The organism is Brachybacterium sp. AOP42-C2-15, assembly GCF_052377065.1.
In the GTDB taxonomy this organism is placed as follows: Bacteria; Actinomycetota; Actinomycetes; order Actinomycetales; family Dermabacteraceae; genus Brachybacterium.
This window is the reverse complement of the sequence record NZ_JBQSWK010000006.1, coordinates 59,597-84,693: the sequence shown is the minus strand read 5'-3', so window position 1 is coordinate 84,693 and position 25,097 is coordinate 59,597. Positions and strand designations below refer to the sequence as shown.

The following is a 25,097-nucleotide window of genomic DNA, read 5'->3' as shown; positions in this document are numbered from 1 at the left end:
AGGCACGACCCCATGGGCCCTACGGAGTCGGCGCCCGGCCGCCTTTCACGCCACGGTGTACGGGAACGCCGCGAAGAGCTTCTCGAATCGGCGATGCTGCGTCGGGCTCACATCCCGCAGCTCCTCGAGCACGAGCTTGCGCCGACCCGCCGTGCCCTTGCGGCTCCAGACGCCCACCACCTCGCCGCGGCGCAGCGCCGCCCGCTTGAACACGCCGTTGTTGCCGGGGACCAGCGCGCGATGTCGCTCCTGGTCCATCAGGAAGAGCCGGTCGCGATAGCCGAGCACCAGCTCGTCGAAGCCGGGCAGCAGCAGCTCGCGCACGGTCTCCTTCTCCGCCTCCGCGTACTCCTGGAGCAGACCGGGCCTCCACCACAGTCGCTCCCCGTCGCCGCCGCGGGCCGCGTCGACGGTCGCATGGAGCCGGCCGTGCCGGTCCGCATAGCCGCTCTCCAGCGCGTCCTCGATCTGCGGCAGCGCGGCGCGGATCGACCCCAGCGGCAGCTTCGACCACCAGGCGAGGTCCCGCTCCCCCGCCGGTCCGTGACTGCTGAGGTAGCGCCGGGCCAGTTCGGCTGCGGCCGCGGCGTCGTCGCCGTTGAAGGCGCCCTCGAGGTCGCTGCCGGCGGGCAGCCAGGTGCGCGCCAGCACCACCGCGGTCTCCCCGTCCTGCCACGGGCCGTAGGCGGCGATCCCGCCGGTGATCATCTCCACCAGCGGGTGGTATCCGCGCCCCTGGTCGGTGCGGATCCCGGCCGCCTCCCACGCGGCCATCAGCTCCTTGCGCAGCACCCCGCGGCCCGTACCCGGCACCGACCGCTCCGCGGCGATCGGGCTGGGGCTGTGGGCCGGCCGCCTGCTGCTGGACATCCCGGCGCTGGACGTCACGGTGCCGCTGCTGGCCTTCCTGTTCCTGGTCGCGCTCTGCGTGGACTACACGATCTTCCTGGTCCACCGCGCCCGCCACGAGGCGGGGACGCATGGCACCACCCGGGGCATGGTGCGCGCCGTCGGCTCCACCGGCGTGGTGATCACCAGCGCGGGCGTGGTGCTCGCCGCCGTCTTCGCGGCACTCGGCGTGCTGCCCCTGGTGGTGCTCGGCCAGCTGGGCCTGATCGTGGGCCTGGGGGCGCTGCTGGACACCCTGCTGGTGCGCACCGTGCTGGTGCCGGCGCTGTTCGCCCTGCTCGGCGAGCGCATGTGGTGGCCCTCCCGCCCGGCGCGGCACTGAGCCACCGCGCCGAGGGGAACGGGCCGACGGGCGGAGCGCAGGAGGTGATCTCTCCGGCACTCCGCCCGTCCCGCTTCGTCGACGGGAGGAAGAAAGTTACCGTGACCTGAGACCCCTCTCTTCTCGACGAAAGCGCTCCATGACGTCCCGACGCCACCTCCCCGCCCGGTCCGCTTCCTCTCTCGCCCGCCGCGGGGTGCTGCTGTCGGGACCGGCCCTGCTGCTGGCCGGCTGCGGGCTGCTGCCCTCCGGCGACTCGCGTGCGCCGTCGGCAGGTGGCGACGGTGCGGCGGAGGTGACCGACGAGCCCGGCGCCTCCACCCCGCCTCCCGGCAGCGCCGCGACCCTGGAGTTCGACGTGATCGAGGTGGTCGACGAGATCGCCGCGGGCAACCTGATGTCCCGCGTGGAGGACTCCGAGACCATGATCCACCCCTTCGCCCAGGCCACCGTGGTGGCCTCGACGCTGCTGGAGAGCCTCACCGCCGAGCAGTACACGGCCCTGACCGGTCAGGAGGCCCCGCCGGCCGACGGCGGCGCCGAGGGCGAGGGCGGTGAGGCGCAGCCCGCCACCACGCTGCTGCCCGGCACGATGAAGAGATTCCTGCTCACGGCCTGGGAGTCCACGGACCCGGACTGGAGGCCGACGCCGAGCCGCCTCGGCACCGAACTCCACATCACCCACGCCGGGAACGAGGCGATCCGCCTGGGCCGGGCGGAGAAGGGCGATGCCGAGCGCAGCGGGATCGTGCTGGCGGTCGTGGACGCCGACCCGGCCCCGGATGCGGTGGCGCTGCGGGCCGAGATCGAGGGCGGCCTCCAGGAGCTGTCCCTGGTGGACGGCTCCGTGATCGCGACCCCGGCCCCGCGCATGTACACGCGGGGGCTCGAGGTGGAGGTCTCCGACGCGGACGTCATCGACATCTCGGTGCCCGACGGTTTCGGGCAGGACGTGATGACCCTGCACGGCACGGTGGAGGAGGCCTACCTCTCGCCGTTCGTGGACTCCGGGCTGGAGCACGGGGGGCACCTGGGCTGGGCCGAGGAGGGCGAGATCCATCTCGTGGTCCCGCTGACCTGGGACCGCGACTTCTCCTCGAACGTCGAGGAGCTCACCGAGGTGGTGCTGGTGCTCCCCGACGGCACTGAGCTGCGCCCCGCACAGGACCAGTCGCGGATGTTCGGCAGTGCGCACCGCCGCCCGATCGCCACCTTCACCGTCCCCGCCTCGCTGGAGTCCGCGACCGTGCAGATCATGCCGCGGTTCGGTCAGGTGCTGGACGAGGACTTCGAGCAGGTCGAGGAGCCGCTCACCGCCACGCTGACCTTCGCGTGAGGGACGCCCCCGCCGAGGGGGACGGCCGTCTCAGCCGCAGCTGACCGTGAGCGTGAACCGGGTGGTGGCCTGGTCGTTGGAGGTGCCGGTGAGCGTCCCCGCGCCCTCGATCTCGTAGGTGTCCCCGTCGACGACGACCTCGGTGGAGGGCACCCCGACCCCGCCGGTCGTCGCGGGTGAGTACAGCAGCGTCCTGCCGTCGGGCAGGGAGAAGCGGGCGGAGGCCACCTGGGGATTATGGTCCGGATCGGCGATGACGGCGCTGATCCCGGTGGAGCGGCTGGGGTTCTCCGTACTGATGTCCCCGATGCGCAGATGCATGCTGCCGTCGATCCGTTCGCAGTCCACGATCCCGGTCTCGAGCTCGACCGGCTCCCCGCCGAGGGTCGCCTCCCAGCGCCCGCCGCTGGGCTCGCGCCCGGCATCAGAAGCGCCGCCGACATCCCCGCAGCCGGCCGGGGCCAGGACTGCCAGGACGCCGACGGCGCACAGGATCGATGAGCGCTCGAGGACGCTCATGGGGTCACTTCTCGATGGTCACCGAGGAGATGACGACGTCCTCGAGGGGACGGTCGCGCATATCGGTCTTGACGCCCTCGATGGCGTCGACGACCTTCTTGGAGTCCTCGTCGGCGACCTGGCCGAAGACGGTGTGCTTGCCCTGCAGGTGCGGGGTGGGGCCGACGGTGATGAAGAACTGCGAACCGTTGGTGCCGGAGGGCTTGCCGGTCAGCGCGTTGCGGCGCTTGCCGGCGTTGGCCATCGCGAGCACATAGGGCTCGTTGAAGTTCTTCTCCGAGATCTCGTCATCGAAGGTGTAGCCGGGGCCGCCGGTGCCGGTGCCCAGCGGGTCGCCGCCCTGCAGCATGAAGCCGGAGATGATGCGGTGGAAGATGACGCCGTCGTAGAACGGACGGGTGACCTTCTCGCCGGTCTCCGGGTCGGAGAACTCGCGGGTGCCCTCAGCGAGGCCCACGAAGTTCTCGACGGTCTTGGGGGCATGGTTCGGGAACAGCTCCATGCGGATGTCGCCATGGTTGGTGTGAAGAGTTGCAAACATGGCGACATCCTCCCACATGGGACGCCTGGCCGACCGACTGGACGGGCACCGCGCACCTCTGCTTCTTCTCATCTGCTGTGAGCGTGCAGACTCGCTCACGTTAGAGTTGTGCCACACGGGTTCGTGACGGTCTTCCGACTGTCCGGGCCCAGGGACCACCGTCGGCCCGACCCGACGGATTCGACCGAAAGGGGAACCCCATGGCGCTGACCACCAAGCGGGAAGCCAAGAAGGCTAAGAAGCACGCCGCGAAGACGGCTGATGCCGCGAGTGCGACCAGCCAGAACGCCCAGAACGCCGTCGAGGAGCTGCAGAAGCTCGCCGCTCAGGTGGGCCCCGTGGTGTCCGAGGGCGCTCGCGAGGCTCGTACCCGTGCCACCGAGCTGTACGACCACTACGCACCCGAGGCTCAGCAGAAGCTGCGCGAGCAGTCGGACAAGCTCCGCGACCAGTCGGAGAGGTTCTCGCAGAACCTCGGCCCGCGTGCGGACAAGATCCGTCACGACGTGCAGGACGACTACATCCCGCGCGCCCGCAAGACTGCCGAGACCACCGGCACCGTCCTGAAGGCCGCCGTCGACGCTGCCCGCAAGGAGCTCGACAAGGGCCAGGGCAGCATCCGCTCGGCCGTCCTCGAGCCGACGCCGCAGCCCAAGAAGAGCCGTGCCGGCAAGGTGCTGCTCATCCTGGGCCTGGCCGCCGCGGGTGCCGCCGCCGGCTACGTCGTGTGGCAGAAGACCCGTCCGGTCGAGGATCCGTGGGCCCCGCCCGCCGACTTCGCCCGTGCGCACTACCCGGCGTCCGCCGCGAATGAGTCCGACTCCTCGACCGTCTCCGACACCGTCGGCTCGGCCGATGCCGGTGACGTCGCCTCGGCCCTGAAGGGTGAGGACCGCTCCTCCGACGTGGAGCCCAAGGAGGTCAAGGTCGATTCCGATCCGGACGCCTCCTCAGCCGACGACGAGAAGCGTGGCAACCACCGCGGCGACTCCTGAGTCCGCGCCTCGGTGCTTCACGAGTGAGCGCCTCACGGAGCAGTCCGTGAACCACAGCGCGGCGGTCCCGTCCCCGGACGGTGACCGCCGCGCTGTCGTCATCTCCGGGATCGTCACCACCCGCCTGCGCCTGGCACCGGTGCGCGCGGAGGATCTCGAGGAGCTGTTCACGCTGCACTCCGATCCCCGCGCCTTCGCCGAGGACACCACCGCCCCGCTCACGCAGCTCGCCCAGATGCGGCAGGTGCTCGCGCAGTGGTGCAGCGCGTGGGAGCGGGACGGGCTGGGGTACTTCACGGTGCGGGCACGGGCTGCGGCGGAGCCCGACGCCCGGTGCGAGTCGCCGCGCGGCGGCCCACAGGGTGCCGATGGCGGGGCCGAGGAACTGCCGGCAGGCCTGCTCGGCGTCGTGGGTATCACCGCTCTGCGAGCCGGCGACTCCGAGCTGCTGAGCGCCTACTGGCGACTGGATCCCGGGATGACCGGCCGAGGCGTGGCCAGCGAGGCGATGCGCGCCGTGCTCACCGATCCGCACCGCGGACCGGGCGGTCGCGAAGTGATCGCGGTGACCGCCTCCCGCAACCTCACCTCGCGCACCCTCGCGGCCCGCCTCGGCTTCCGCCCCGCGGCGGCTGCGCGCCCCGTGCCCGGCGGGCGGGTGGGCGATGTGCTGCTCGTGCGTCCCGCTTCCTAGACTGGCCGGCATGCCTGCCGCCCCGAACCCGCCCGGCGCGGGCCGCTACGCCCCCTCCCCCAGCGGTGACCTGCACCTGGGGAACCTGCGCACCGCGATCCTCGCCTGGGCACTCGCCCGCCGCACCGGCCGCGCCTTCCATCTGCGCGTCGAGGACCTGGACCGGGTCAAGGAGGGCTCCGAGCAGCGACAGCTCGAGGATCTCGCCGCACTGGGGATGGACTGGGACGGGGAAGTAGTCCGCCAGTCCGAGCGGGGGGCGGCGTACGACGAGGCCATCGCCCGCCTCGAGGCGCAGGGACAGGTCTTCGAGTGCTACTGCACCCGCCGGGAGATCCTCGAGGCTCCCAGCGCCCCGCACGCTCCGCCCGGCGCCTACCCCGGGACCTGCCGTGACCTCACCCTCGCCGCGCGCGAGCAGGGACGACAGCGGATGCGGGAGCTGCGGCGCGCACCGGCCCTCCGACTGCGCACCGAGGTGGAGTCGTGGCAGATCCACGATCTCTGGGCGGGAGAGGTGACGGGCACGGTCGATGATCTGGTGCTGCGGCGCGGCGACGGCGTGGTCGCCTACAACCTGGCCGTGGTGGTCGATGATGCCGCAGCGAGAGTGGACCAGGTGGTGCGGGCTGATGATCTGCTCAGCTCGGCTCCACGCCAAGCGCATCTCGCCCAGCTGCTGGGCCTGCCGGAGCCGGGTTATGCGCACGTCCCGCTCGCGGTGAACTTCGCCGGGGCCCGGCTCGCAAAGCGCGATGGCGCGGTGACGCTGCGGGATCGTCTGGCACGCGGCGAGAGCGTGCCCGAGGTCATGGGCCGGATCGGGAACTCGCTGGGGCTGCGCGGCTGCCGTGCTGCGGCCGACGTTCTCGAGCGATGGGACCCGGCCGCATCGCCGCGGCATCCGTGGGTGGTCGAGCTGCCGGGCTGACCCTGTCGGTGTCTGCGGGCGTTTGCCGCACCACACTTATTGCCGAACAGTAACACTTCTCGATACACAAATGTATCGTGTGCGGCGTGATGCGACTCCTCCGTGCACTCCTCTCTGCCCTGTCCACCGTCCTCACAACTGCCCGCCGCGCTGTGTCCTCGGCCGTCGGCGTCCTGGGCGGTGCGCTCGCCCGCGCCCTCGGAGCGACCGGTCGCGGGCTCTCCGCCGTCGGCCGCGGAGCCCTGGCCCTGCTGCCCGGTGAGTGGAAGAAGCCGATCGCGGCACTGTTCGTGACCGGCCTTGCCCTGGTCCCATTGATCTACTCGGGCAACATGACCTGGTCGTTCCTCGATCCGAGCAACAGCCTCGACCAGATCACCGCCGCCGTGGTGAACGAGGACGAGGGCGCCACGGCCACCTCCCCGGACGGCGAGGAGAGCGAGCTGAACGTCGGCGCGGAGTTCACCGACACGCTCCTGGACCTCGACAAGGAGACCGTGTACCGCTTCGTGGAGGTCTCTCCCGGTGAAGCTCATCGTGGCCTGGCGGACGGCACCTACGGCGCGACCGTCGAGATCCCCTCGGACTTTTCGGCGAACATCGCCTCCCTCGGCGGCGATGCCGAACACGCGGCTCCGGCTCTGCTCACGGTGACCACCAACGACTCGGTGAACTACGTGGGCGGCAACTTCACGAAGTCCGTGGGGACAGCGCTGACCGATTCGCTGCGCTCGAGCGTGCTCGAGCAGTACCTGGGCCAGATCTACGTGGGCTTCACGACCATCCACGACGGCTTGGGCGATGCCGTCGACGGCGCCGGCGAGCTCACCGACGGTGCCACCACCCTGCACGACGGCACCGGAGACCTGGTCGACGGCAGCACCGAGCTGGCTGACGGCACAGCACAGCTGGTGGATGGCGGTGCGGAGCTGGCTGACGGCACGCACGCCCTGCACTCCGGGAGCCTAGACCTGGTCGTGGGCCTCGACCAGCTGAGCACCGGCGCGGTCACCCTGCGCGACGGGACCGCGACCCTCGACGCCGGCGCCCGCGAGCTCCGCACGGGCCTGGTGACCCTCGACGAGAACGGACAGCCGCTGCGCAACGGGGCCCAGCAGCTCGCCACCGGCACCTCGGAGCTCGCGACCGGCGCGGGCACCCTCGCCGACGGCGCCGGGCAGGTCGCCGAGGGCACCCGCCAGCTCGACGAGACCGTCACCGCCGCGCAGCAGCGCGCCGACGAGCTCGGCGTGACCCCCGAGAGCGTGCAGCGCACCAGCGAGGACCTCGTCACCGCGATCGACGCTCTCGAGGGCATCGCCACGGACCTGCCGGGACGACTCGCCGACCCGGTCACCGCCGCCGGCACCGTCTCCGAGACGGCCACGACCCTCGACGAGACCGTGACCAGCCTGGACGAGACCGCGCAGAACCTCGACCAGACCACGACCGACCGCACCGAGGACGCCCGCACCCTGCGCGACGCCGCCTCCACCATCGGTGAGGACGCCACCGCACTGGACGAGGACGTGCAAAGCGCGCACGAGGCCACCACCACCGCCTCCGAGAGCGCCGCCACCAGCGAGCAGAGCGTCCGGGACTACACCGAGGAGGTCGATGTTCTCGCCGCACGCTGCGAGGCCTCCGGCGCCGACGCCTCCTTCTGCCAGGACCTCACAAGCACGGCGGACTCCTCCCAACAGGTGCGCGACGACGCCGAGCAGGCCTCCGTCGACACGGCCACGGCCCAGGAGGCCACGGGCACCGCGGCCGAGCAGTCGACCGACATCGCCGGCATCGCTTCGGACATGACCGGCTCCGCGGAATCGATGGTCACCTACACCGAGGGGCTCTCCGAGACCACCTCGACCCTCGCCCGGGGCACCTCCTCCCTCTCCGAGGCCACGGGGACCCTCGCCGAGGACACCTCGACCCTCGAACAGGACCTCAGCACCCTGCGCGACGACGCCGTCTCGGCCGCTCCCTCCCCCGAGCAGGGGACGAGCGCCTCCGACCTCGCTACAGACCTCGCGCAGCAGGCCCGCACCGCAGCGACGGCCCTGCCCGAGGCCTACGGCGCGCTCGAACAGGGCGCGCAGGACGCACGCCGCCTGAACACCGGCGCCCAGGAGGTCGCCTCGGGCGCCGACCGGCTCGCCGAAGCGAGCGGCACTGCGAGCGACGGCGCACAGACCCTCTCCGGCGGGGTCACCCGCTACACGGACGGGGTGGGCACCGCCCGCACCGGTGCCGAACAGCTCTCCGGAGGCACCGGTCAGCTAGCCGACGGCGCCCAGCAGCTGGTCGACGGGACATCCGAGGCCGGAGACGGTGCGCAGCAGCTCGCCAGCGGTGCCGGACAGCTCGAGGATGGTGCCACGCAGCTCCACGACGGCGCGACACAGGTCGACGACGGGGCGACCGAGCTGGCCGACGGCGCGGTCGCCCTCGACGACGGGGCGGGCGAGCTCGCGGACGGCTCGGAGGAGCTGCGAGACGGGCTCGCCGAGTCCCAGGACGACATCCCCGCCTACACCGACGACGAGAGCGACGCGCTCTCGGAGACAGCCGCAGAGCCTGTGCAGATGAGCTTCGAGCGCGCCCATGAGCTCACCCGCTTCGGCGAGGGCCTGGCGCCGCTGTTCCTCGCGATCAGCCTCTGGGTGGGCGGCATGGCCATCTTCCTGATGATGCCGCCGTTCTCCTCCCAGGCCGCCGCTCGCGGCGTGGGCCCGGTACGACTGCTGGCCGGTGGCCTGGTGCCCGCACAGCTGCTGGGCCTGGTGCAGACCGCCATCGCCGTGGGAGCCCTGTACTTGCTGGTGGGCGTCTCGATGAACGACCTGCCCCTGATGATGGGCCTGGCGGCGTTCACCTCGGTGGTGTTCGTGGCGCTGAACCACGGCTTCGGCGCCCTGTTCGGGCCGGTCGGGAAGTTCGTGGCGCTGGTGCTGATCGCAATGCAGATCTCCGGTGCCGGGGGCACCTATCCGGTCTCGACGCTGCCGCAGTTCTTCCAGGTGATCCACCCGTATCTGCCGATGACCCACGCCGTGGACGCCTTCCGCGGAGCGATCGGCGGAGGCTGGATCGACCCCGCCGGGGATCTGCAGTGGCTCGGCGGGTGGCTGCTCCTCGGCATCGCCCTGGGCCTGGCCGGCGCGCTGAAGGAGGGGCGCCGGGCCTCGGCCCAGACACCGGCATATGGTGACACCGGCGCATGGTGACACCGGCACGAGCACATGCTGACACCGGCACATGGTCGGGTACCGGCGCAGGAGCGATGACTATGCCTATTTCGCCGTACTGATCGCCCTGACGCCAGCACTCGACCATTATCCGGCCAGAAATGACCGGGGCGGTCAGTGAGAGGCCGGGGATGCCGCTGCTGCGCCGGCAACGGATGCTTCCTCCACGGCGGTGCTCCCTCCACAGCGGAGGTTCTCGGCCCTCGTCCGCACCAGCTTTGACCTGTACTGCAGGTATGAGAATCCCCGGTATCGCACACAGATCAGATCTCCCGGGTCTCGGCATCACCGACGCCACTCGTCGGCGACTGCTCCGACAGGGGCAGATGAGGCGGGTCGGCACCTGGTACGTGACCGACGAGGCCCCTGAAGCCCTCGTCGCCCTGCTGGAACAGGGAGTGCGACCCACCTGTGTCACCGCAGCGGAACAGCACGATCTCTGGGTGCCCCTGCACACGGGAGATCACGTGTACCGGCCCCGAGGCCTCGTACCCGGCGCCCCCGGCTCGGGCCTTGTGAAGCACGGCTCCGAGATGAGGATCTGGCCGGACCGCGACCCGGACGCTGATCTGCCGCTGGCCCTTGCGCACGCCGCACGGTGCCTGTCCGTTCGTGACACGGCGATCCTCGTGGAGTCCGCGCTGAATCGGCGAAGCATCACGATGCACGAGGTGCAGCGTCTCCTCGCCTTCCTTCCCGCTGCGCGGCGGGCCCAGCTTGGCAGGGTCTCGCCGCTCGCCGAGTCCGGGACGGAAACAGCGGTGAGATGGTGGCTGGAGTCGCTGCACATCCCGGTCACGCCCCAGGTGCAGATCCCGGGAGTCGGCCGCGTCGATCTGAAGCTCGGCGCGAGCTGGATCATCGAATGCGACAGCGTGAGCTTCCATCACGATCCCCAGCAGTACCATCGGGACAGAGCTCGTGACCTGCGGCTCCAGGCTCGGCGCTACATGGTCACCCGGCTCACCTGGGAGCAGGTCTTCCTCGATTGGGAGGAGACGGCATCCCAGCTGCTGGCGATCATCCGCCGGCGCGACCACCGGCGGCCGCTCGCCGGATAATGGTCGAGAACCGGCGGCCGCTCGCCGGATGATGGTCGGGAACTGGCGTGTGGGCGACATCTACGACGATATCGCCGTACTCATCGCCCTGGCGCCACTACCCGACCAAGCCCCCAGCACCCGACCACCGGCCACCCCCTGGCCAAACCTCCACTACCCGACCACCGGCCAGCCCCTGACCAGGCCTCCAGCACCCGACCAGGCAGCGGTACCTGAGCAGCGCCCGCACGGCCGGAGATAGCTGGTAGGCAGGAGCGGCTGTGCTCATGCTCAGGCCAGGGCGGGCTCCCGCTCGGTGATGGGGGTCGCCGGCAGGGCACTGGCCCGGCCCAGGGAGCTGATCTCCCAGCCGGCGTCGCGCCACTGCCGCGGGTCGAGCACGTTGCGGCCATCGATCATCCGCGTTGCCGCGACCAGGCCGGCCGCACGTACGGGGTCGAGGTCGCGGTATTCGTCCCACTCGGTGAGCAGCACGGTCAGCTCCGCTCCGCGCAGTGCCGAGGAGGTGTCCGGCTCGAACTCCACCAGTCCGCCGAGGCGGCGTTCGGCGTTCTGCAGCGCCTTGGGGTCGGTGACCGTGACCATGGCCCCGGCGGCACGCAGGCGGCAGGCGACGTCGAGCGCCGGGGAGTCCCGGGTATCGTCGCTGAGGGGCTTGAAGGCTGCGCCGAGCACGGTGATCCGGCGTCCGGTGAGGTCTCCGAGCATCTCACCGGCGAGCGTGACCACCCGGGCGCGGCGCCGCTCGTTGACGGCATCGACCTCGCGGAGGAAGCCGAGGGCCTCCCCCACGCCGTTGTCCTCGGCGCTGGCGAGGAAGGCGCGGATGTCCTTGGGCAGGCAGCCGCCGCCAAAGCCGACCCCGGCTCGCAGGAACTTCGCGCCGATGCGGTTGTCCATGCCGATCGCGCGGGCCACGTCGGTGACGTCTGCCCCGGTGACCTCGCACATCTCCGCCACGGCATTGATGAAGGAGATCTTGGTGGCGAGGAAGGCGTTGGCCGAGGCCTTGACCAGCTCGGCGGCCTCGTACCCCATCACCAGGCGGGGTGCTTCGCGTTCGAGGATCCGGGCGTAGACGGCGTCGAGCATCGCGACGGCCTGCGCGGCGACGGGGTCCTCGGTGTCGTGCACGCCGTAGACGAGCCGGTCGGGGTCCAGGGTGTCCTTCACGGCGAAGCCCTCGCGCAGGAACTCGGGGTTCCACATCAGGGTCACGCCCTCAATCTGCTCGAGGCGGCCGGCGAGCATGCGGGCGGTGCCTGCGGGGACGGTGGACTTGCCGACCACCAGCGTCGGCGCACCGCCGCGGACGGGCAGCACCTCGGCGAGCGTGTCGACCGCGGCCTCGAGGTAGGACAGGTCGGCGCCGAAGCCGTCGGCCTGCTGCGGGGTGCCGAGGCCGAGGAAGTGCACGTCGGCGTCGGCGATGTCGGCGTAGTCGGTGGTGAAGCGGAGCAGATCGGCGTCCAGGCCACGGGCGAGGATGTCCTCGAAGCCGGGTTCGTGGAAGGGGGCGCGCCCGGCCTGGAGGGTGGCGATGCGCTCGGCGTCGATGTCGAGGCCGACCACGTCGTGGCCGAGGTCGGCCATGGCGGCGGCGTGCACCGCACCGAGGTACCCGACTCCGATGACGGAGATCTTGGTGGTCTTCACGACATGCTCCTTTCGAGGTGGGCGACGGCGCCGCCCAGTGGGGTGTCCTCTGCCGCGGGTGCGGGGAGGGAGGCCCGGGATGCAGGGCCGGGGCCGGCCGGGTCGAGGGAGGCGGCGAGGATGCGGGCAGCGCCGCGCCACCGTGGCCGGAAGGCGTAGACGCAGGCGAGCCGGGCGATGGTGCCGCTCTCGTAGGCGGCGAGGGTCTCGGGTGGGATGCCGCTGCGCGCGGCGGCCCGGTCGATCTCGTCGCGGACCACGGCGGCCTGCTCCTCGGTCCAGATCCCCTGCAGCTCGCGCCAGGTGGCGTGCGCGCGGAGGTTCGCGGCGTCGAGGGCGGGATCACCGGCGGTCGCGGTGTCGACGTCCAGGAGGGCGGGACGGTCGCCCTCCTGCCAGAGGATCTGCTTGTCGTGCAGGTCGCGGTGGATCAGGGCAGGCCGCTCGACGTCTTCCAGGCGCAGCAGCTCCCTGCGGGCCAGCGTCAGGGCGCGACCGCGCAGGACGGCCCCGGCGGGATCGACGGCATCGGCACGTCCACCCCAGGCCTCGAGCACCTCGGCCTCCGCCGCTGGTCCGTGGAGGGTCGCGGTTCTCGCGCGGTCGCGGGAGGTTTCGACGGCGGTGGTCCAGGCATCGAGGGTCTCGCGCCAGGCGCGGCGCCAGGTGCCGTCAGCGGTGGGGAGCCCGTCGTGCAGGAGGTGTCCGGGCAGCTCGGCGAAGGTGACGGTGTCGTCGTCGGCGTCGAGCACCCGGGCGGTGCGGAAGGGGCCCTCAAAGGCGGTGGAGCGGTCGATGGCCTCCAGCAGCGGTGCGGCACGGCCGGGGCGGACGATCTTCACGTAGCGGGTCCCGGCGTGCTCGCCCTCGCTGCCCTCGCCTCCCTCGAGGCGGACCACGGCGCGTTTGCCGGGCCGGTGCGAGACGACGGTGCCGCTCGGATGCTCTCCGAGCACGCGGGCCAGTGCGGGCAGGCGCGGGTCGGTGCCGTCCTCGAGCACGGTGACCTGGCCGGTGGCGGGGTCGAGGCGGGCTGCGCGCAGTCGGGCTCCAGAGCGGGTAGGGGCGCTGTCCTCGAGCTCGAGGGGCAGGCCGCGGCCGTCGTCGGCCCACGCACGGTGCACGGTGAGCACGCGTCCGTCATGGGTGACGGTGGTGGGGACCAGGCGCTGCTGCTCCCCTGTGCTCGGGGCCGCGGGGGCCGGGGCGGGCAGAGGCAGGCGGCCGGGCCATTCGAGGACGATCTCGGCGAGCGCGAGGCGCCGCTCGACCCGCTCCATCCAGTCATCGCGGTGACGGCGCAGCGGGTCCAGGGCGGAGGAGAGCAGGGCGCGGGCGGTCCAGGCTGCAAGCTCGGTGCTCGGCGGCAGGCCGAGGTGGCGGGTGTAGCCGCGGAGGAAGGCGGTGGCCTGCTCCTCGACTCCGGCGAGCAGGCAGGAGGCGATCCAGGAGCCGAGGTCAGCACTGCGCGGCCCGAGGCCGGAGCGGTCCAGGTCCACCACGCGCAGGGGCAGGTGCCCTTCGCCAGGGACGGCGGTCTCGTCGACCGAGATCAGGACCTGGTCCGGGGAGAGGTCGCCGTGGATCAGGGCCAGGGGCCCGTCGGTCGTGAGCGTCGCGCGCAGTCGCTGCGTGAGCTGCTCGACCTGCTGTGCGCGGTGCGGCAGCAGCTCGGCGACGGCCTCTGCGGTGGCGGGGACCAGGTCGCCGATGCGGGCTGCGGGCAGGTTGTGCCCGGAGACGTCGGCGGCATGCAGGCGGGCGATGATCTCGCCGAGCCGGGCGGCGGCCGGCATCGAGTGGGGATGGCAGGACAGCCCCGCAAGATCTCCCTGGCCCCACTGCCCACCGATCAGCACCGAGGGGCGGCCGCGCCAGCGGCGCTGGGCGACGGTGGGCAGGCCCAGCTCCCGCCAGCACTCACCGACCCGCAGCAGGTCATCCAGCGGCCTGGCCGCGATGCGCAGCACCTCGCCGGAGTCGGGCAGGAGCAGCACGGAGTGGCGGCCGGGGTTGTAGCTCAGCACCCGCAGGGCGGTCTCGTCTCCGCATCGGTGCAGCAGGCGGTGGATCTCGCGGCCCAGCCGCGGGTCGCTGTCGAGACCGCCGCTGAGCAGGTACGGGCCGTCGGCTGTGGTGGTGTGCTCGAGGATCTCCGTCCCGCTGCGCTCGGCGCGGTGCAGGATGTTGCCACGCTTGTCGCGGGAGGCGACCAGCTGCACCCAGCCGACGCCTGCGAGATCCTGCCCCCGCGTCCCGGCGGGGACGGTGGCGCGGTAGGAGACGAGCACCGAGGCGGTGGGCTTGATGCGCACCCGGTCCAAGGTGATCTCGCGCCCCAGCAGGGTGGACAGCTGCTCGGGTTCCAGCAGCACGGCGGCTCCGGGCAGGCGGGCGTGGTCGCTGAGAAGCTGCAGCGGAGTGGCGGTCATGGTCATCACCGGATCTCCTGTCCCTTCGGCTGTGGGGCGTCGAGGGCCTGTTCCGCGGCGCGCTGCTCGACGATCCAGCGCGAGTAGTGGGAGTCCGGATCGGCGGCGAGCTGCGCCGGGGTGCCGTCCTCGAGGATCCGGCCGTCCTCGAGCCAGAGCACCCGGTCCAGCCCGGCCACGGTGGTGGCGTCATGGGTGATGGAGATCGTGGTGCGGGAACGGGCGAGCTCGCGCAGCGACTCGTTGACCTGGGCCTTCGCGGCCGGGTCGAGGCCGGTCGTCGCTTCATCCAGCACCACCACCGGGGCACGGCGGATCATGGCGCGGGCGATCGCGATGCGCTGGCGCTGACCGCCGGAGAGGGTGTCGCCCCGGTTGCCGAGCACGGTGTCGTAGCCCTCCGGCAGGCCCATGATGAAGTCGTGCGCACCGGCGCGGCGGGCGGCCTCCTCGATCTCGGCAGGCGTGGCGTCGCGCCTGCCGAAGCGGATGTTCTCGCGCACGGACTCGGTGAACAGCACCGACTCCTGAGGGAGGATCGCCACGTGGCGGCGCAGATCGGAGAGGCTCACCGAGCGGGTGTCGTAGCCTCCGATCCGGATCCGTCCCTCCTGCGGCTCGTTCAGACGCAGCAGGTAGGAGACCAGCGTCGACTTCCCGCCGCCGGAAGGGCCGAGGATCCCGAGGTGCTGACCGGCGGGGATCCTCAGGTCCAGGTCCTTGAAGAGGGGGCGGCCGTGACCGTCGGGCGAGGTGATCGAGGAGAACTCGACGGTGCCGCGCACGTGGCGCATCGGCACCGGGCGCTCGGGGTCGGCGATCTCGATCTCCTCGTCCATGAGGTCGGCGATGCGCTCCCCGGAGGCGGAGGCGCGGGCGATCCGGCCGGTGTACTTGGCCATGTCGCGCAGCGGCTTCATCGCGATCTTCAGGTAGGTCAGGAAGAGCACCATGTCGCCGGGGCTCATCACCCCTCGCAGCACCTGCAGGCTGCCGACGACCAGCACGGTGCCCTGTGCGATGCCCACCAGCACGTCGGTGGCGCGCTCGAGGCCGGCGGCCAACTTCTTGGCCTTCACCCCGGCCTTCATGGCCTTCTCGTTGCCGCCGGCGAACTCGTGGGCGACGGTCTTCTCCAGGCCGTAGGACTGGACCACGCGGATCGCGCCGAGCGCCTCGGCGGCGGCGCCCACCAAGGAGCCCTCGCCCTTACGGGTGCTGCGGGAGGCGCGCACGATCTTCGGGGAGGAGCGACGGGACAGCAGCAGGTAGATCAGGCCCGTGGCGATCACGATGCCGGAGAGGAAGGGATCCAGGATCACCATCACCACCAGCAGCACAGCGAGCGTGATGACGTTGCCGATCAGCGGCAGCCCCGCGGTGACCGCGACGTCCTGCAGCCTCCCCACGTCCCCTACGAGGCGCTGTGAAGTGTCTCCGATGGAGGCGCGCGAGTGGTACCGCAGCGACAGCGCCTGGATGTGGTCGAAGACCCGGGTGCGCAGCTCGGTGGCGATGCGCGCGCCGACCTTCGCGAAGGAGATGGTGGCGAGGTAGTTCGAGCCCGCACGGCCAGCGATGATCATGGCCAGGCCCAGCGCCGCGGCGATCACCGTCTGCTCGATGTTCAGGCCGAAGGGTGAGGCGTCCGAGGGCAGGTCAGCGCCGAGCGCCGAGGTCACGGCGTCCACCGCGTACTTCAGCGGCCAGGGCTCGAGCACCCGGAAGGCGACGTCGAGCAACAGCCCGATCATGCCGACCAGGCACAGCAGCAGGTGGCGCGGCAGGTGCGGGCGCACCACCTGGAGGGTGCGGCGCAGGGCCGAGGGATCCAGGCGCTCCTTCTTCGGCACCGCCGAGGTGCCCAGGAGGCGGCGCAGCAGGGGCGTGCGTTCGCTGCGAGGTGCGGGATCGTGCGGGGCGGGGTCGCGCGGTGCGGGGTCGCGCTGGTCGATCCCGGTGCGCGAGGTGCCGATGGCCATCAGGCACCCACCTCGGCCAGGCTCGTAACCTGAGCGGGGCTCGCAGCCAGGACCGGACTCCGTGCCTCTGCCGGGCTCGCAGCCTCCACCTGGCGCAGCAGCTCACGGCAGCGGATCTTCCAGTCGTGCTCGCGCACGGCCGTCTCGCGGGAGCTCCTGGCGAGGTGGGCGCGGTGGGCAGGGTCGGCGGCCAGCTCGTCGAGGGCGGCGGCGAGCTCGTCCACGTCCCCGGGCGCCACCAGCACGCCCAGCTCGCCCTGGCCGAGCAGCGCCGGGATGGTGCCGATCGCGGAGGCGACCGTGGGCAGTCCCGCTGCGAGGTACTCGTAGACCTTCAGCGGGGAGAAGTAGTGCTCCCCGGCCGGGTAGGGGGCGGTGGCGATGTCCAGCTCGTGGAGGATCTCGGGCACCAGCTCGGGGGCGACGGCGCCGCGGAAGCGGACCCTCCCTGCGATGCCGAGCTCGGCGGCGAGCTGCTCGAGCTCCTCCTGCTGCGGGCCGGTGCCGCAGATGTCCAGGCGCAGGTTCTCGCGGGTGCGGGCGAAGGCACGCAGCAGCACATCGGTGCCATGCCAGGGCTTCAGGGTGCCCACGAAGCCGACGGTGACCGGCGCCTCCGGGCCCGGCGCGGTGACGGGGCGGCTGCCGGGGGTGATGCGGCGGGTGTTCACGCCGTTGGGGGTGACGACCACGCGGGCCGGGTCGGCGCCCTCGTCCAGGGTCCACTGCGCCACGGCCTCGCTCACGCAGGAGACGAGGGTCACGCCGCGCAGCTGGCGCCGGGTCGCGGCGAGCGCCCCGGCCTCATCGGCCAGGCTCCGGTGCTGGCGCTGCTCGGCGATCAGCGGCGCGTTGACCTCGAGGATCGAGGGAATCGGGGTGACCGGGGCGGTCGCGGTGATCGCGGGAATCGGGGTGGTTGCCGGGCCTGCAGGTGTCGAGAGCCGGGCGGCGGTGTCGGAGAACAGGGAGTAGCGCTCATAGACCAGGTCGAAGCCGCCGGCGGCGATCTCCTCGGCGATCGCGGCGGAGGCGGCGGCGACGGCCTGTTCACGCTCCGCGCCGCTGCCCTTGGGCAGGCGGTGGCGGCGCACCTCGAGGTCGGCGAGGTCGGCGGGGATGTCGTCGTTCACGCGGGTGCAGAAGACGGTCACCTCGTGGCCGTCGGCCCGGAATGCGCGGATGACCTCCTGGACGTGCACGGAGGCTCCCTTGGTGCCGAACACTCCGATGCCGGGGTCGAGCAGGGCGTAGGCGATCCTCATGACAGGGTCCTTCCGGCGGGGGCGATCGGCTGGGCGGCCGACGGGGCAGCGGCGGGCGAGAGCGCCTGCGTGGCCCGCTGCAGCGCAGGCAGCTCGATCGGCTGGGTGAGGATGTTGCGATGCGCGGAGCACTCGGCGAGGGCGCGCAGTCGGCGGGCCTGGGAGCGGGAGTCGTACTCCGCGGCGACCAGCTCCCGGGCGGCGTCGGTGAGGGCGAGCCGGTCGGTGGCGGGATCCAGCGCCTCGCGGACGGCGTCAACCAGTGCGGTCGTGTCCCCGGTGGGGACCAGCCAGCCGGTGCGGCCGTCGATGATCACCTCGCCGACGGCGGTGACGGAGGCCGCTACGCACGGGATGCCGGTGGCCATGGCCTCGAGCAGCACGGTGGGCAGCCCGTCGGCATTGCCGTCGGCCCCGATCACGAAGGGGGCCACGAACAGGTCGGCCACGTCCAGCAGATGGCGCACCTCCTCCTGGGTGCGCGGTCCCAGCAGCCGGACCTGCTGCTGGAGTCCGAGCTCGGCGATCTTCGCAGCGAGCTCGTCGCGCAGCGGGCCGTCGCCGACGATCTCGGCGCGCACCTCGCGGCCTTCCTCGCGCAGGGCGCGGACGACGTCGATCAGCTGGTCGAAGCCCTTCTTCTCGACCAGGCGCCCCACCCCGAGCAGGAGCGGCACCTCGGCGAGGCCTGTGCGGCCGCGGTAGGGGAAGCGCTCGAGCTCGAGGCCGTTGCGCACCAGCTCCAGGCGGGCGGTGTCCCGGGCGCCGAAGCGGGCGTGCAGGTGGCGGCGGTTGTACTCGCTGATGGTGACGGCGTGGTCCGCGTCGCGCAGCTTGCGGGCGAGGTCCTCGTCCTCCACGTCGCGGTGGAAGATGTCCTTGGCGTGGGCGGTGAAGGAGAAGGGCAGGTCCGTGAGCAGGCCGGCCAGGCGCGCGACTGTGGTCGCCATCGAGGCGAAGTGGGCGTGGAGGTGGCTCACGCCGTGCTCGCGGGCGAGCATCGCGACGGCGAGCGCCTGCTCGGCGTCGTCGACCCCGGCGCGCACCAGCTCTCCGAGCTGCGCGGCCATGCCCGGTGCGAGCTCCGGATCGGCCATCGCCGCACCCCACACCTCCCAGAGGCGGCGCGGGCTGGAGGAGCGGCCCACCTGGATGACGGGGGCCTGGACCCGGGCGAGCTCGGGGTGGAAGCGGGCGTCGATCGGGGGTCGCAGGGAGAAGATCACGATCTCCTCGCCGGCGGCCTCGCGGGCCAGGATCTCCGAGACGATGAACGTCTCCGAGAAGCGGGGGTACATCTTCAGGACGTAGGCGATGCGGTGGGGATTCTCAACCGACATGGCGGGACACCTCCGGGTGGGCGGGGACGGAAGCGGGCAGGAGCTGGGCGGCCAGAAGCGGGGTTGGCAGAAGCTGGGCGGCGAGGTGGGCGACGATGGCGAGCCCGCCGAGGTCGATGTGGCCGCGGTCGGTGCGGCCGGTGACCGAGCGGCGCCACCAGGCGGAGATGTCCTCGCTGGTCAGGGTCTCGGGGTCGCAGGTCTCGACGGCGCCGACGGCGGCGAGGGCCTGGGCGCGGCGCGGCTGTTCCTGGCGGCGGCGGTGGCGGGGCACGACGAGGGCGGGGGTGTCGGTCGCCATGACCTCGGCCATCGTGTTGTAGCCGCCCATGCACACCACCGAGACGGCCTCGGCGATCAGCTCGGGGACGTCCGCGGCGCTGCGGATCACGGTGGTGGCCTCGCTCGTGGCTGTGGCCAGCGCACGGATCTCGGCGATCTCCTGCTCGGGCATCTGCGGCCCGGTGATCAGCAGGTGCTGATGCCCTTTCGGAAGCTGCGCACTCGCGGCGAGGCGGGCGAGCTCCGCGCCGTCGGAGCCGCCGCCGAGGACGGTGAGGACGTACGGAGGGGGCGGCTTCGGCGAGGTGCGGCCGGGGGTCGCCGGGCGGGCGGCGGGTCGGCCGTGGGAGAGATAGCCGGTGGGGGTGGCCAGTCGCGCGAGTGCAGGCGGCAGCTCGCCGGTCAGGCGCGGGTCGTAGACGTGGTGGTCGCCGTAGACCCAGACCGCATCGAGGTAGGAGGCCACGTGTTCGGCGCCGCCGAGGGCCTCCCATTCGGCGCTGGCGACCCGCGGAGAGTCGAGCACCTCCCGCAGGCCCAGCACGGTGGCGGTGCCGCAGGCACGGAGGTTCGCGAGCACGGGCTCGAGTTCGCCGTCGATGCCGAAGGGGTGGCGGTCGGCGATGAACAGGTCCGGCTTCAGAGCGGTCAGCGCCGCGTCGATGGTGGCGCTGCGCAGGTCCCGCAGGGCATCCGGTTCCATGCCGAGGCGGCGCGGGCCGTACCCGCTGCGGGTGCGGGTCATCCCGGGCAGCACCAGCCAGTCCCAGCCCTCGGGCAGCGGGTCGCGGCCGGCGTCCGGATGGCCGGCGATCAGCAGACCGCTGACGCCGCCGCCGGTCAGCGCCGGCAGCTGCTCGGCGAGCGCATAGGCGAGGGCGCGGTTGCGGCGGGCATGGCCCAGTCCCACGGAATCGTGGGAGTACAGCGCGATCGTGGTGTCCATCGGACTCTCCTGCTCGTTCGGTGACGATCAGAAGGTTGCCGAGCGGCCATGAGGAGTCGATGAGTCGTCGATGAGGAGGCTCTCATCCCGTTCACCGGCCTGTGACCAGGGGTGACGGCGCTTCCATGAGGTCGAAGCCGGTAATGCCCGTGCTCGGCGGCTCACGGTACCGTCGCCCGGGGTGAGGCCGAGGAGAGGCCAGGGTGAGGCCGGGTCAGAGCAGAGCGGGGACCGCCGGTATCGAGGCAGCAGGCTGCTGGAGTGCGCTCGAGTCAGCGCGGCCGAGGGAGCGGAACTCCCAGCCGGCCTCCGCCCAGCGCCGAGGCTCGAGCACAGTGCGGCCGTCGAGCATGCGCGGCACCGCCACCAGGTCAGCGGCCCAGACCGGGTCGAGGTCGCGGTATTCGCGCCATTCGGTGAGCAGCAGCGTCAGCTCCGCGCCACGCAGTGCGGCGGCCAGCTCCGCCTCCACGGTCAGGCCCGGCACCCGCTGGGCGGCGTTGGCGAGGGCCTGCGGATCGGTGACCGTGACGCGCGCTCCCGCCTGCATCAGCCGGTCGGCGACATCGAGGGCCGGGGAGTCGCGCACATCATCGCTGTCGGGCTTGAAGGCTGCGCCGAGCACGGTGATCCGTCGGCCCTCGACCCCGCCGAGCATCTCGCCGGCGAGCTCGACGGTCCGGGCCCGGCGACGCTCATTGATCAGGTCCACCTCGCACAGGAAACCGAGGGCCTCCCCCACACCGTGCTCCTCGGCGCTGGCGATGAAGGCACGGATGTCCTTGGGCAGGCAGCCGCCGCCGAACCCCACCCCGGCGCGCAGGAACTTCGCCCCGATACGGTCATCCATCCCGATCGCCCGAGCCACGTCGGCGACATCCCCGCCTACGGCCTCGCACATCTCGGCGATCGCGTTGATGAAGGAGATCTTGGTGGCCAGGAAGGCGTTGGCGGAGGCCTTGACCAGTTCGGCGGTCTCATACCCCATCACCAGGCGGGGCACCCCGGCCGCGAGCAGCGCGGCATAGACCGCGTCGAGCATCGCGATCGCCGCCTCGGCCTGCGACCCCTCGGGCTCGCGCAGCCCGTAGACGAGCCGGTCCGGCTCCAGGGTGTCCTGGACCGCGAAGCCCTCGCGCAGGAACTCGGGGTTCCACAGCAGCTGCACGCCCTCGATCTGCTCGACCTGATCGGAGAGCCGACGGGCGGTGCCGGCGGGGACGGTGGACTTGCCCACTACCAGCGTCGGCGCGCCTCCACGAGCCGCGAGCACCTCGCGCAGGGAGTCGAGGGCGGATTCGAGATGCGAGAGGTCCGCGCCGAAGCCGTCCTTGCGCTGTGGGGTGCCCAGGCCCAGGAAGTGCACCTCAGCCGGCTCGAGCTCCGCATAGTCCGTGGTGAAGCGCAGCCTGCCGCTGCGCAGCCCCCGGCGCAGGATCTCCTCGAAGCCTGGTTCGTGGAAGGGTGCTCGCCCTGCCTGGAGGGCGGCGATGCGGTCGGCGTCGATGTCCAGGCCGATCACCTCGTGGCCCAGCTCGGCCATGGCGGCCGCATGCACCGCTCCGAGATATCCCACTCCGATCACGGAGATCACCATCAGCGTCGCTCCCTCCTCGCCGACCCCGAGCGGGCCAGGCCCTGTGTGCACCGTGGCAGGCACAGGTGACGTCGAAGTGACGCGGCGATGGAAGGCAGGGAAGGAGCTGGGGTCAGCGGGAGGTGTCGCCCGTGGCGCGCATCCACGCCGCCAGCCAGGAATCCGGATCCTCGGCGAGCTGCCCGGGGGCGCCGTCCTCGGCGAGCACGCCGCTCTCGAAGCACAGCACCCGGTCGGCATCGAGAACCGACTGCGGCTGGTCACTGCTGACCAGAGCGGTGCGCCCGGCGGTGAGGGAGTCCAGTGCTCGATGCACCGATTCGTGGTCGGCGGGAGCCAGCTCGGCATCGGCGCCGTCGAGCAGCACCACCGGGGCGTCACGCAGCAGCGCCCGGGTGATCGCGATCCGACGACGCTGCCCATCAGTCAGCGCAGCACCTCGGCGCGCGAGGACGGTGTCGTAGCCCTCGGGCAGCAGGGTGATGAACTCATCGGCACCGCTGCGGCGAGCCGCCTCGACGACCTCTTCATCGGTGGCGCCCGGCCTGCCCACCCGGATGTTCTCCCGCACGGTCTCGCTGAACAGCGCCGATCCGCGCTGCACCACGGACAGTGCGCTGCGCAGATCCGCCAGGGCGAGGGTGCGGGTGTCGTAGCGATCCAGCAGCACCCGCCCGCTGTCGGGCTGGTCCAACCGCAGCAGATAGGACAGGAGCGCGGAGGCCTCGGTGCCGTCGCGCCCCACCAGGGCCACGCGCTGACCGGCCGGGATGATCAGCGAGATGCTCTCGAACAGCGGGCCCCGCGGCCCAGCGGTGCTGAGCACCGAGTACACCACCTCACCGCGCAGCGCGCCGAGAGCCTGGGGGCGAGCGGGCTCGGAGATCACCGCACGATGCTCGAGCAGCGCCCCGATCCGGTCCCCGGCGGCAGCGATGGCTCGCAGCCCGGTCGAGTGGCGGACGATCTCGCGGGCCAGGACCACAGCGATCAGCACAGCGGCGATCACCATCGTCAGCTCGCCGGGGGTCATGGTGCCGGCGTTCATGCGCCAGCCGCCCAGGAGCAGCGCTGCGCCGACGCCCAGCCCGGCGATCAGCTCGCCGAGGAAGTCGCCGACGGCGCTGCTGCGACGGGCGACAGCGTGCGAGCGGGCGGAGCGACCGCCGAGCTCGGCGAGGCTGCGCTGAGCCCGCTGTTCGAGCCCGTAGGACTGGATGGTGCGGGTGGAGGCGAGCAGCTCGTCGGCGGTTTCGGCGAGGCGTGCCCCGTCGGCTTCGGCAGCCGTCTCCTTCCGTCGCTGCGCGGACTGGGCAATCCGCGCCACCAGTGCGTAGAGCCCCGCAGTGACCAGCACGATCGCGGCGGCGATCGGTTCCACGACCAGCATCACCACGGTCAGGGAGGCCAATGCCAGCAGGCCTGCCGCCAGGCGCGGACCGGTGTGCGCGACCAGGTCGCGCAGTCGTGCCACGTCCTCGGTCAGCAGGGAGCCGGTGCGGCCGAGGCCTTCGCCGTCGCGCCCAGGGCCGAGCAGATGGACATGACCGAGCAGGCGACCGCGCAGTGCGGTGGCGACGTGCCCGCCGATCCGGTGCAGGGCGCCGACCGCGAGGGCACGGAATCCTGCCTGCAGGGCCACCAGGGCAGCCAGCGCTCCGGCGGCGAGCAGCAGAGCGGTGACGGGGTCGCCCCCGATGCCGGTGGGGGCAGTGGAGCCGGCGCCGGCCGCAGCGAGCGCGGCATCGATCGAGTATTTGAGCGGGAAGGGCAGGGCGACGAGAGTCCAGATGCTCAGCACCAGGGCGCCCAGGCCGACGATCAGCGTCGAGCGGTGGGCCTGCAGATCGGGGAGCACGAGGTCGAGGGCGGCGCCGAGGGTGCCGGCTCGCCGGGCCTGGTCTGCGGTGGGCGCGGGGTCCGTGGTGGACGCGGGATCCGCGGTGGACGCGGGATCCGCGGTGGACGCGGGATCCAGCGTCAGCGCGGGCCGCGGCGGAGCCTGAGTCTCGACGAGGCTCGGCGACTGCCCGGCAGGTTCACGCACCGGCTCTGGCTCCGGCAGGGACTCAGGCCCGGCCACGGGCTCGGGCTCCGCAATCGGCTCCGACACACGCACTGGCGCTGGCTCGGGCTCGGGCTCGGGCATTGGTTCAGTATCGGACTCGGGCTCGGGCACGAACTCGAACTCCGGCTCCGGCTCCGGCTCCGGCTCCGGCTCCGGCTCCGGCTCCGGCTCCGGCTCCGGTGCAGCAGCATCGCGGATGACCTGCCAGCGCTCCGCAGATTCGGGGTCCTCGGGACTGACTGCCACCGGCTCCCCACGCGGCTCGGGGTCGGGGCCGGGTGGGAGAACCGGGATCTCGTGGGTGGACGGCGTCGGCTCACCCGCTGGGTCCTGGACCCAGAGGTCAGCGGGAATAGCGTCCTCCGCTGCGGGGCGCGATACCTCCTCGACCGCGAGGTGCGGCGACCTCTCCCCCGCGGAGTCGCGGGCTGCGGGACGTCGGAACGGACGTGCCGTGGCACGGGGCGCTCGTCGCAGCCGGACCCCGCGCAGGGACGGAGAGGTGGGGCTGTGCGGAGTCGCCTCTGCCGCGCTGGTGTCGGCATCGACGTCGGCACCGGCGGGATCGTCGGCCGGAGCAGCCGGCTTCAGGAGTTCGAACCTTCCTGGTGCGGCCGCGTGCACGGTCTCATCCGCCGCGCCCGGCGCATCCCAGGCATCCCGCGCCAGCTCATCCGACCAGGTCGGCGGTGCGGTGCGACGTTTCGGGGAGCCGATCTCGATCCATGCGGGCTCTGCGGCCGTCTGCTCGGTGTCCCTGGCGTTCCGGAGGGGGACGTCGGGGGTGGCGTTCGTGTTCATGCGCTCTGCTCCTCCTGGCATCGCTGGGCAGCCCGGCAGGTCACAGCGACTGCGGGGCTGTGGTGCGGGGCGCGGTGGTTCACGGTGGTCATGGCGGTCCTGAGAACGTCGGGTAGCGATGCCCGGAGGCACGGACCGGGGCGGGAGGCGCTCCAGTCTGTCATCGTCCGTG

Annotated in this window: 17 protein-coding genes and 1 pseudogene; 7 read left to right on the top strand and 11 right to left on the bottom strand. The window is 72.2% G+C overall.

The window, feature by feature from the left end:
• Window positions 1-45: 45 nt before the first annotated feature.
• Entirely contained in the window at window positions 46-774 is a 729-nt protein-coding gene (locus ACT3SQ_RS04965) for a DNA glycosylase AlkZ-like family protein (protein WP_442332722.1), read from the bottom strand.
• A gap of 49 nt (window positions 775-823) precedes the next feature.
• On the opposite strand from ACT3SQ_RS04965, the pseudogene ACT3SQ_RS04960 reads away from it, so the two are divergent.
• A pseudogene (locus ACT3SQ_RS04960) lies at window positions 824-1,231 on the top strand (MMPL family transporter); the annotation flags it as partial.
• A 139-nt stretch (window positions 1,232-1,370) separates the two neighbouring features.
• Window positions 1,371-2,567 (top strand): hypothetical protein, encoded by a 1,197-nt coding sequence (locus ACT3SQ_RS04955; RefSeq protein ID WP_442332721.1) that lies wholly within the window; start codon window positions 1,371-1,373, stop codon window positions 2,565-2,567.
• A gap of 30 nt (window positions 2,568-2,597) precedes the next feature.
• Here the strand turns inward: ACT3SQ_RS04955 and ACT3SQ_RS04950 are convergent, their stop codons facing one another.
• Together ACT3SQ_RS04950 and ACT3SQ_RS04945 are read right to left on the bottom strand one after the other, a co-directional pair.
• A complete protein-coding gene (locus ACT3SQ_RS04950; protein ID WP_442332720.1) occupies window positions 2,598-3,086 on the bottom strand; it encodes a lipoprotein LpqH in 489 nt (162 codons plus the stop codon).
• 4 nt (window positions 3,087-3,090) lie between these two features.
• Window positions 3,091-3,627, bottom strand: a complete 537-nt coding sequence (locus tag ACT3SQ_RS04945; RefSeq protein WP_442332719.1) for a peptidylprolyl isomerase — start codon at window positions 3,625-3,627, stop codon at window positions 3,091-3,093.
• 200 nt (window positions 3,628-3,827) lie between these two features.
• Here ACT3SQ_RS04945 and ACT3SQ_RS04940 point away from each other — a divergent pair, with 200 nt between their 5' ends.
• From ACT3SQ_RS04940 to ACT3SQ_RS04920, 5 genes are all read left to right on the top strand, one after another.
• Complete coding sequence (locus ACT3SQ_RS04940; protein ID WP_444592141.1) at window positions 3,828-4,622, top strand: hypothetical protein; 795 nt, start codon at window positions 3,828-3,830, stop codon at window positions 4,620-4,622.
• Window positions 4,623-4,668: 46 nt separating this feature from the next.
• Window positions 4,669-5,316, top strand: coding sequence for a GNAT family N-acetyltransferase (locus tag ACT3SQ_RS04935; protein ID WP_442332583.1), 648 nt, complete (start codon window positions 4,669-4,671; stop codon window positions 5,314-5,316).
• Window positions 5,317-5,326: 10 nt separating this feature from the next.
• Complete coding sequence (gene gluQRS, locus ACT3SQ_RS04930) at window positions 5,327-6,247, top strand: tRNA glutamyl-Q(34) synthetase GluQRS (RefSeq protein WP_442332582.1); 921 nt, start codon at window positions 5,327-5,329, stop codon at window positions 6,245-6,247.
• A gap of 89 nt (window positions 6,248-6,336) precedes the next feature.
• Entirely contained in the window at window positions 6,337-9,474 is a 3,138-nt protein-coding gene (locus tag ACT3SQ_RS04925) for a YhgE/Pip family protein (protein ID WP_442332584.1), read from the top strand.
• 257 nt (window positions 9,475-9,731) lie between these two features.
• Window positions 9,732-10,556 carry an endonuclease domain-containing protein gene (locus ACT3SQ_RS04920; RefSeq protein WP_442332581.1) on the top strand — a complete coding sequence of 275 codons (825 nt, stop codon included), beginning with the start codon at window positions 9,732-9,734 and terminating at the stop codon, window positions 10,554-10,556.
• A 270-nt stretch (window positions 10,557-10,826) separates the two neighbouring features.
• Here ACT3SQ_RS04920 and ACT3SQ_RS04915 read toward each other — a convergent pair whose 3' ends face one another.
• From ACT3SQ_RS04915 to ACT3SQ_RS04880, 8 genes are all read right to left on the bottom strand, one after another.
• Window positions 10,827-12,212: a UDP-glucose dehydrogenase family protein gene (locus tag ACT3SQ_RS04915; protein WP_444599208.1), complete on the bottom strand. Its 1,386-nt coding sequence runs from the start codon at window positions 12,210-12,212 to the stop codon at window positions 10,827-10,829.
• Window positions 12,209-14,650 (bottom strand): phosphotransferase, encoded by a 2,442-nt coding sequence (locus ACT3SQ_RS04910; protein ID WP_444600887.1) that lies wholly within the window; start codon window positions 14,648-14,650, stop codon window positions 12,209-12,211. Before ACT3SQ_RS04910 ends, ACT3SQ_RS04915 begins: the two co-directional genes overlap by 4 nt.
• Window positions 14,650-16,626: an ABC transporter ATP-binding protein gene (locus tag ACT3SQ_RS04905; RefSeq protein ID WP_444599206.1), complete on the bottom strand. Its 1,977-nt coding sequence runs from the start codon at window positions 16,624-16,626 to the stop codon at window positions 14,650-14,652. The genes ACT3SQ_RS04910 and ACT3SQ_RS04905 overlap by 1 nt, the downstream gene beginning before the upstream one ends.
• Entirely contained in the window at window positions 16,626-17,891 is a 1,266-nt protein-coding gene (locus ACT3SQ_RS04900) for a glycosyltransferase family 4 protein (protein WP_444599205.1), read from the bottom strand. The genes ACT3SQ_RS04905 and ACT3SQ_RS04900 overlap by 1 nt, the downstream gene beginning before the upstream one ends.
• Window positions 17,888-19,231: a glycosyltransferase family 4 protein gene (locus tag ACT3SQ_RS04895; protein WP_444599204.1), complete on the bottom strand. Its 1,344-nt coding sequence runs from the start codon at window positions 19,229-19,231 to the stop codon at window positions 17,888-17,890. Before ACT3SQ_RS04895 ends, ACT3SQ_RS04900 begins: the two co-directional genes overlap by 4 nt.
• On the bottom strand, window positions 19,221-20,459 hold the full coding sequence (locus ACT3SQ_RS04890; protein ID WP_441444635.1) for a glycosyltransferase family protein: 1,239 nt from the start codon (window positions 20,457-20,459) through the stop codon (window positions 19,221-19,223). The genes ACT3SQ_RS04895 and ACT3SQ_RS04890 overlap by 11 nt, the downstream gene beginning before the upstream one ends.
• A gap of 214 nt (window positions 20,460-20,673) precedes the next feature.
• Entirely contained in the window at window positions 20,674-22,056 is a 1,383-nt protein-coding gene (locus tag ACT3SQ_RS04885; RefSeq protein WP_444599203.1) for a UDP-glucose dehydrogenase family protein, read from the bottom strand.
• A gap of 112 nt (window positions 22,057-22,168) precedes the next feature.
• A complete protein-coding gene (locus tag ACT3SQ_RS04880) occupies window positions 22,169-24,925 on the bottom strand; it encodes an ABC transporter transmembrane domain-containing protein (RefSeq protein ID WP_444600886.1) in 2,757 nt (918 codons plus the stop codon).
• Between the last annotated feature and the right edge of the window lie 172 nt (window positions 24,926-25,097).

Bases quoted from the DNA above. Each gene is read 5' to 3' on its own strand.
- ACT3SQ_RS04965 (WP_442332722.1), bottom strand. From the start codon at position 774: ATGGCCGCGTGGGAGGCGGCCGGGATCCGCACCGACCAGGGGCGCGGA.
- ACT3SQ_RS04955 (WP_442332721.1), top strand. From the start codon at position 1,371: ATGACGTCCCGACGCCACCTCCCCGCCCGGTCCGCTTCCTCTCTCGCC.
- ACT3SQ_RS04950 (WP_442332720.1), bottom strand. From the start codon at position 3,086: ATGAGCGTCCTCGAGCGCTCATCGATCCTGTGCGCCGTCGGCGTCCTG.
- ACT3SQ_RS04945 (WP_442332719.1), bottom strand. From the start codon at position 3,627: ATGTTTGCAACTCTTCACACCAACCATGGCGACATCCGCATGGAGCTG.
- ACT3SQ_RS04940 (WP_444592141.1), top strand. From the start codon at position 3,828: ATGGCGCTGACCACCAAGCGGGAAGCCAAGAAGGCTAAGAAGCACGCC.
- gluQRS (WP_442332582.1), top strand. From the start codon at position 5,327: ATGCCTGCCGCCCCGAACCCGCCCGGCGCGGGCCGCTACGCCCCCTCC.
- ACT3SQ_RS04925 (WP_442332584.1), top strand. From the start codon at position 6,337: ATGCGACTCCTCCGTGCACTCCTCTCTGCCCTGTCCACCGTCCTCACA.
- ACT3SQ_RS04920 (WP_442332581.1), top strand. From the start codon at position 9,732: ATGAGAATCCCCGGTATCGCACACAGATCAGATCTCCCGGGTCTCGGC.
- ACT3SQ_RS04910 (WP_444600887.1), bottom strand. From the start codon at position 14,650: ATGACCATGACCGCCACTCCGCTGCAGCTTCTCAGCGACCACGCCCGC.
- ACT3SQ_RS04905 (WP_444599206.1), bottom strand. From the start codon at position 16,626: ATGGCCATCGGCACCTCGCGCACCGGGATCGACCAGCGCGACCCCGCA.
- ACT3SQ_RS04900 (WP_444599205.1), bottom strand. From the start codon at position 17,891: ATGAGGATCGCCTACGCCCTGCTCGACCCCGGCATCGGAGTGTTCGGC.
- ACT3SQ_RS04895 (WP_444599204.1), bottom strand. From the start codon at position 19,231: ATGTCGGTTGAGAATCCCCACCGCATCGCCTACGTCCTGAAGATGTAC.
- ACT3SQ_RS04890 (WP_441444635.1), bottom strand. From the start codon at position 20,459: ATGGACACCACGATCGCGCTGTACTCCCACGATTCCGTGGGACTGGGC.
- ACT3SQ_RS04885 (WP_444599203.1), bottom strand. From the start codon at position 22,056: ATGGTGATCTCCGTGATCGGAGTGGGATATCTCGGAGCGGTGCATGCG.
- ACT3SQ_RS04880 (WP_444600886.1), bottom strand. From the start codon at position 24,925: ATGAACACGAACGCCACCCCCGACGTCCCCCTCCGGAACGCCAGGGAC.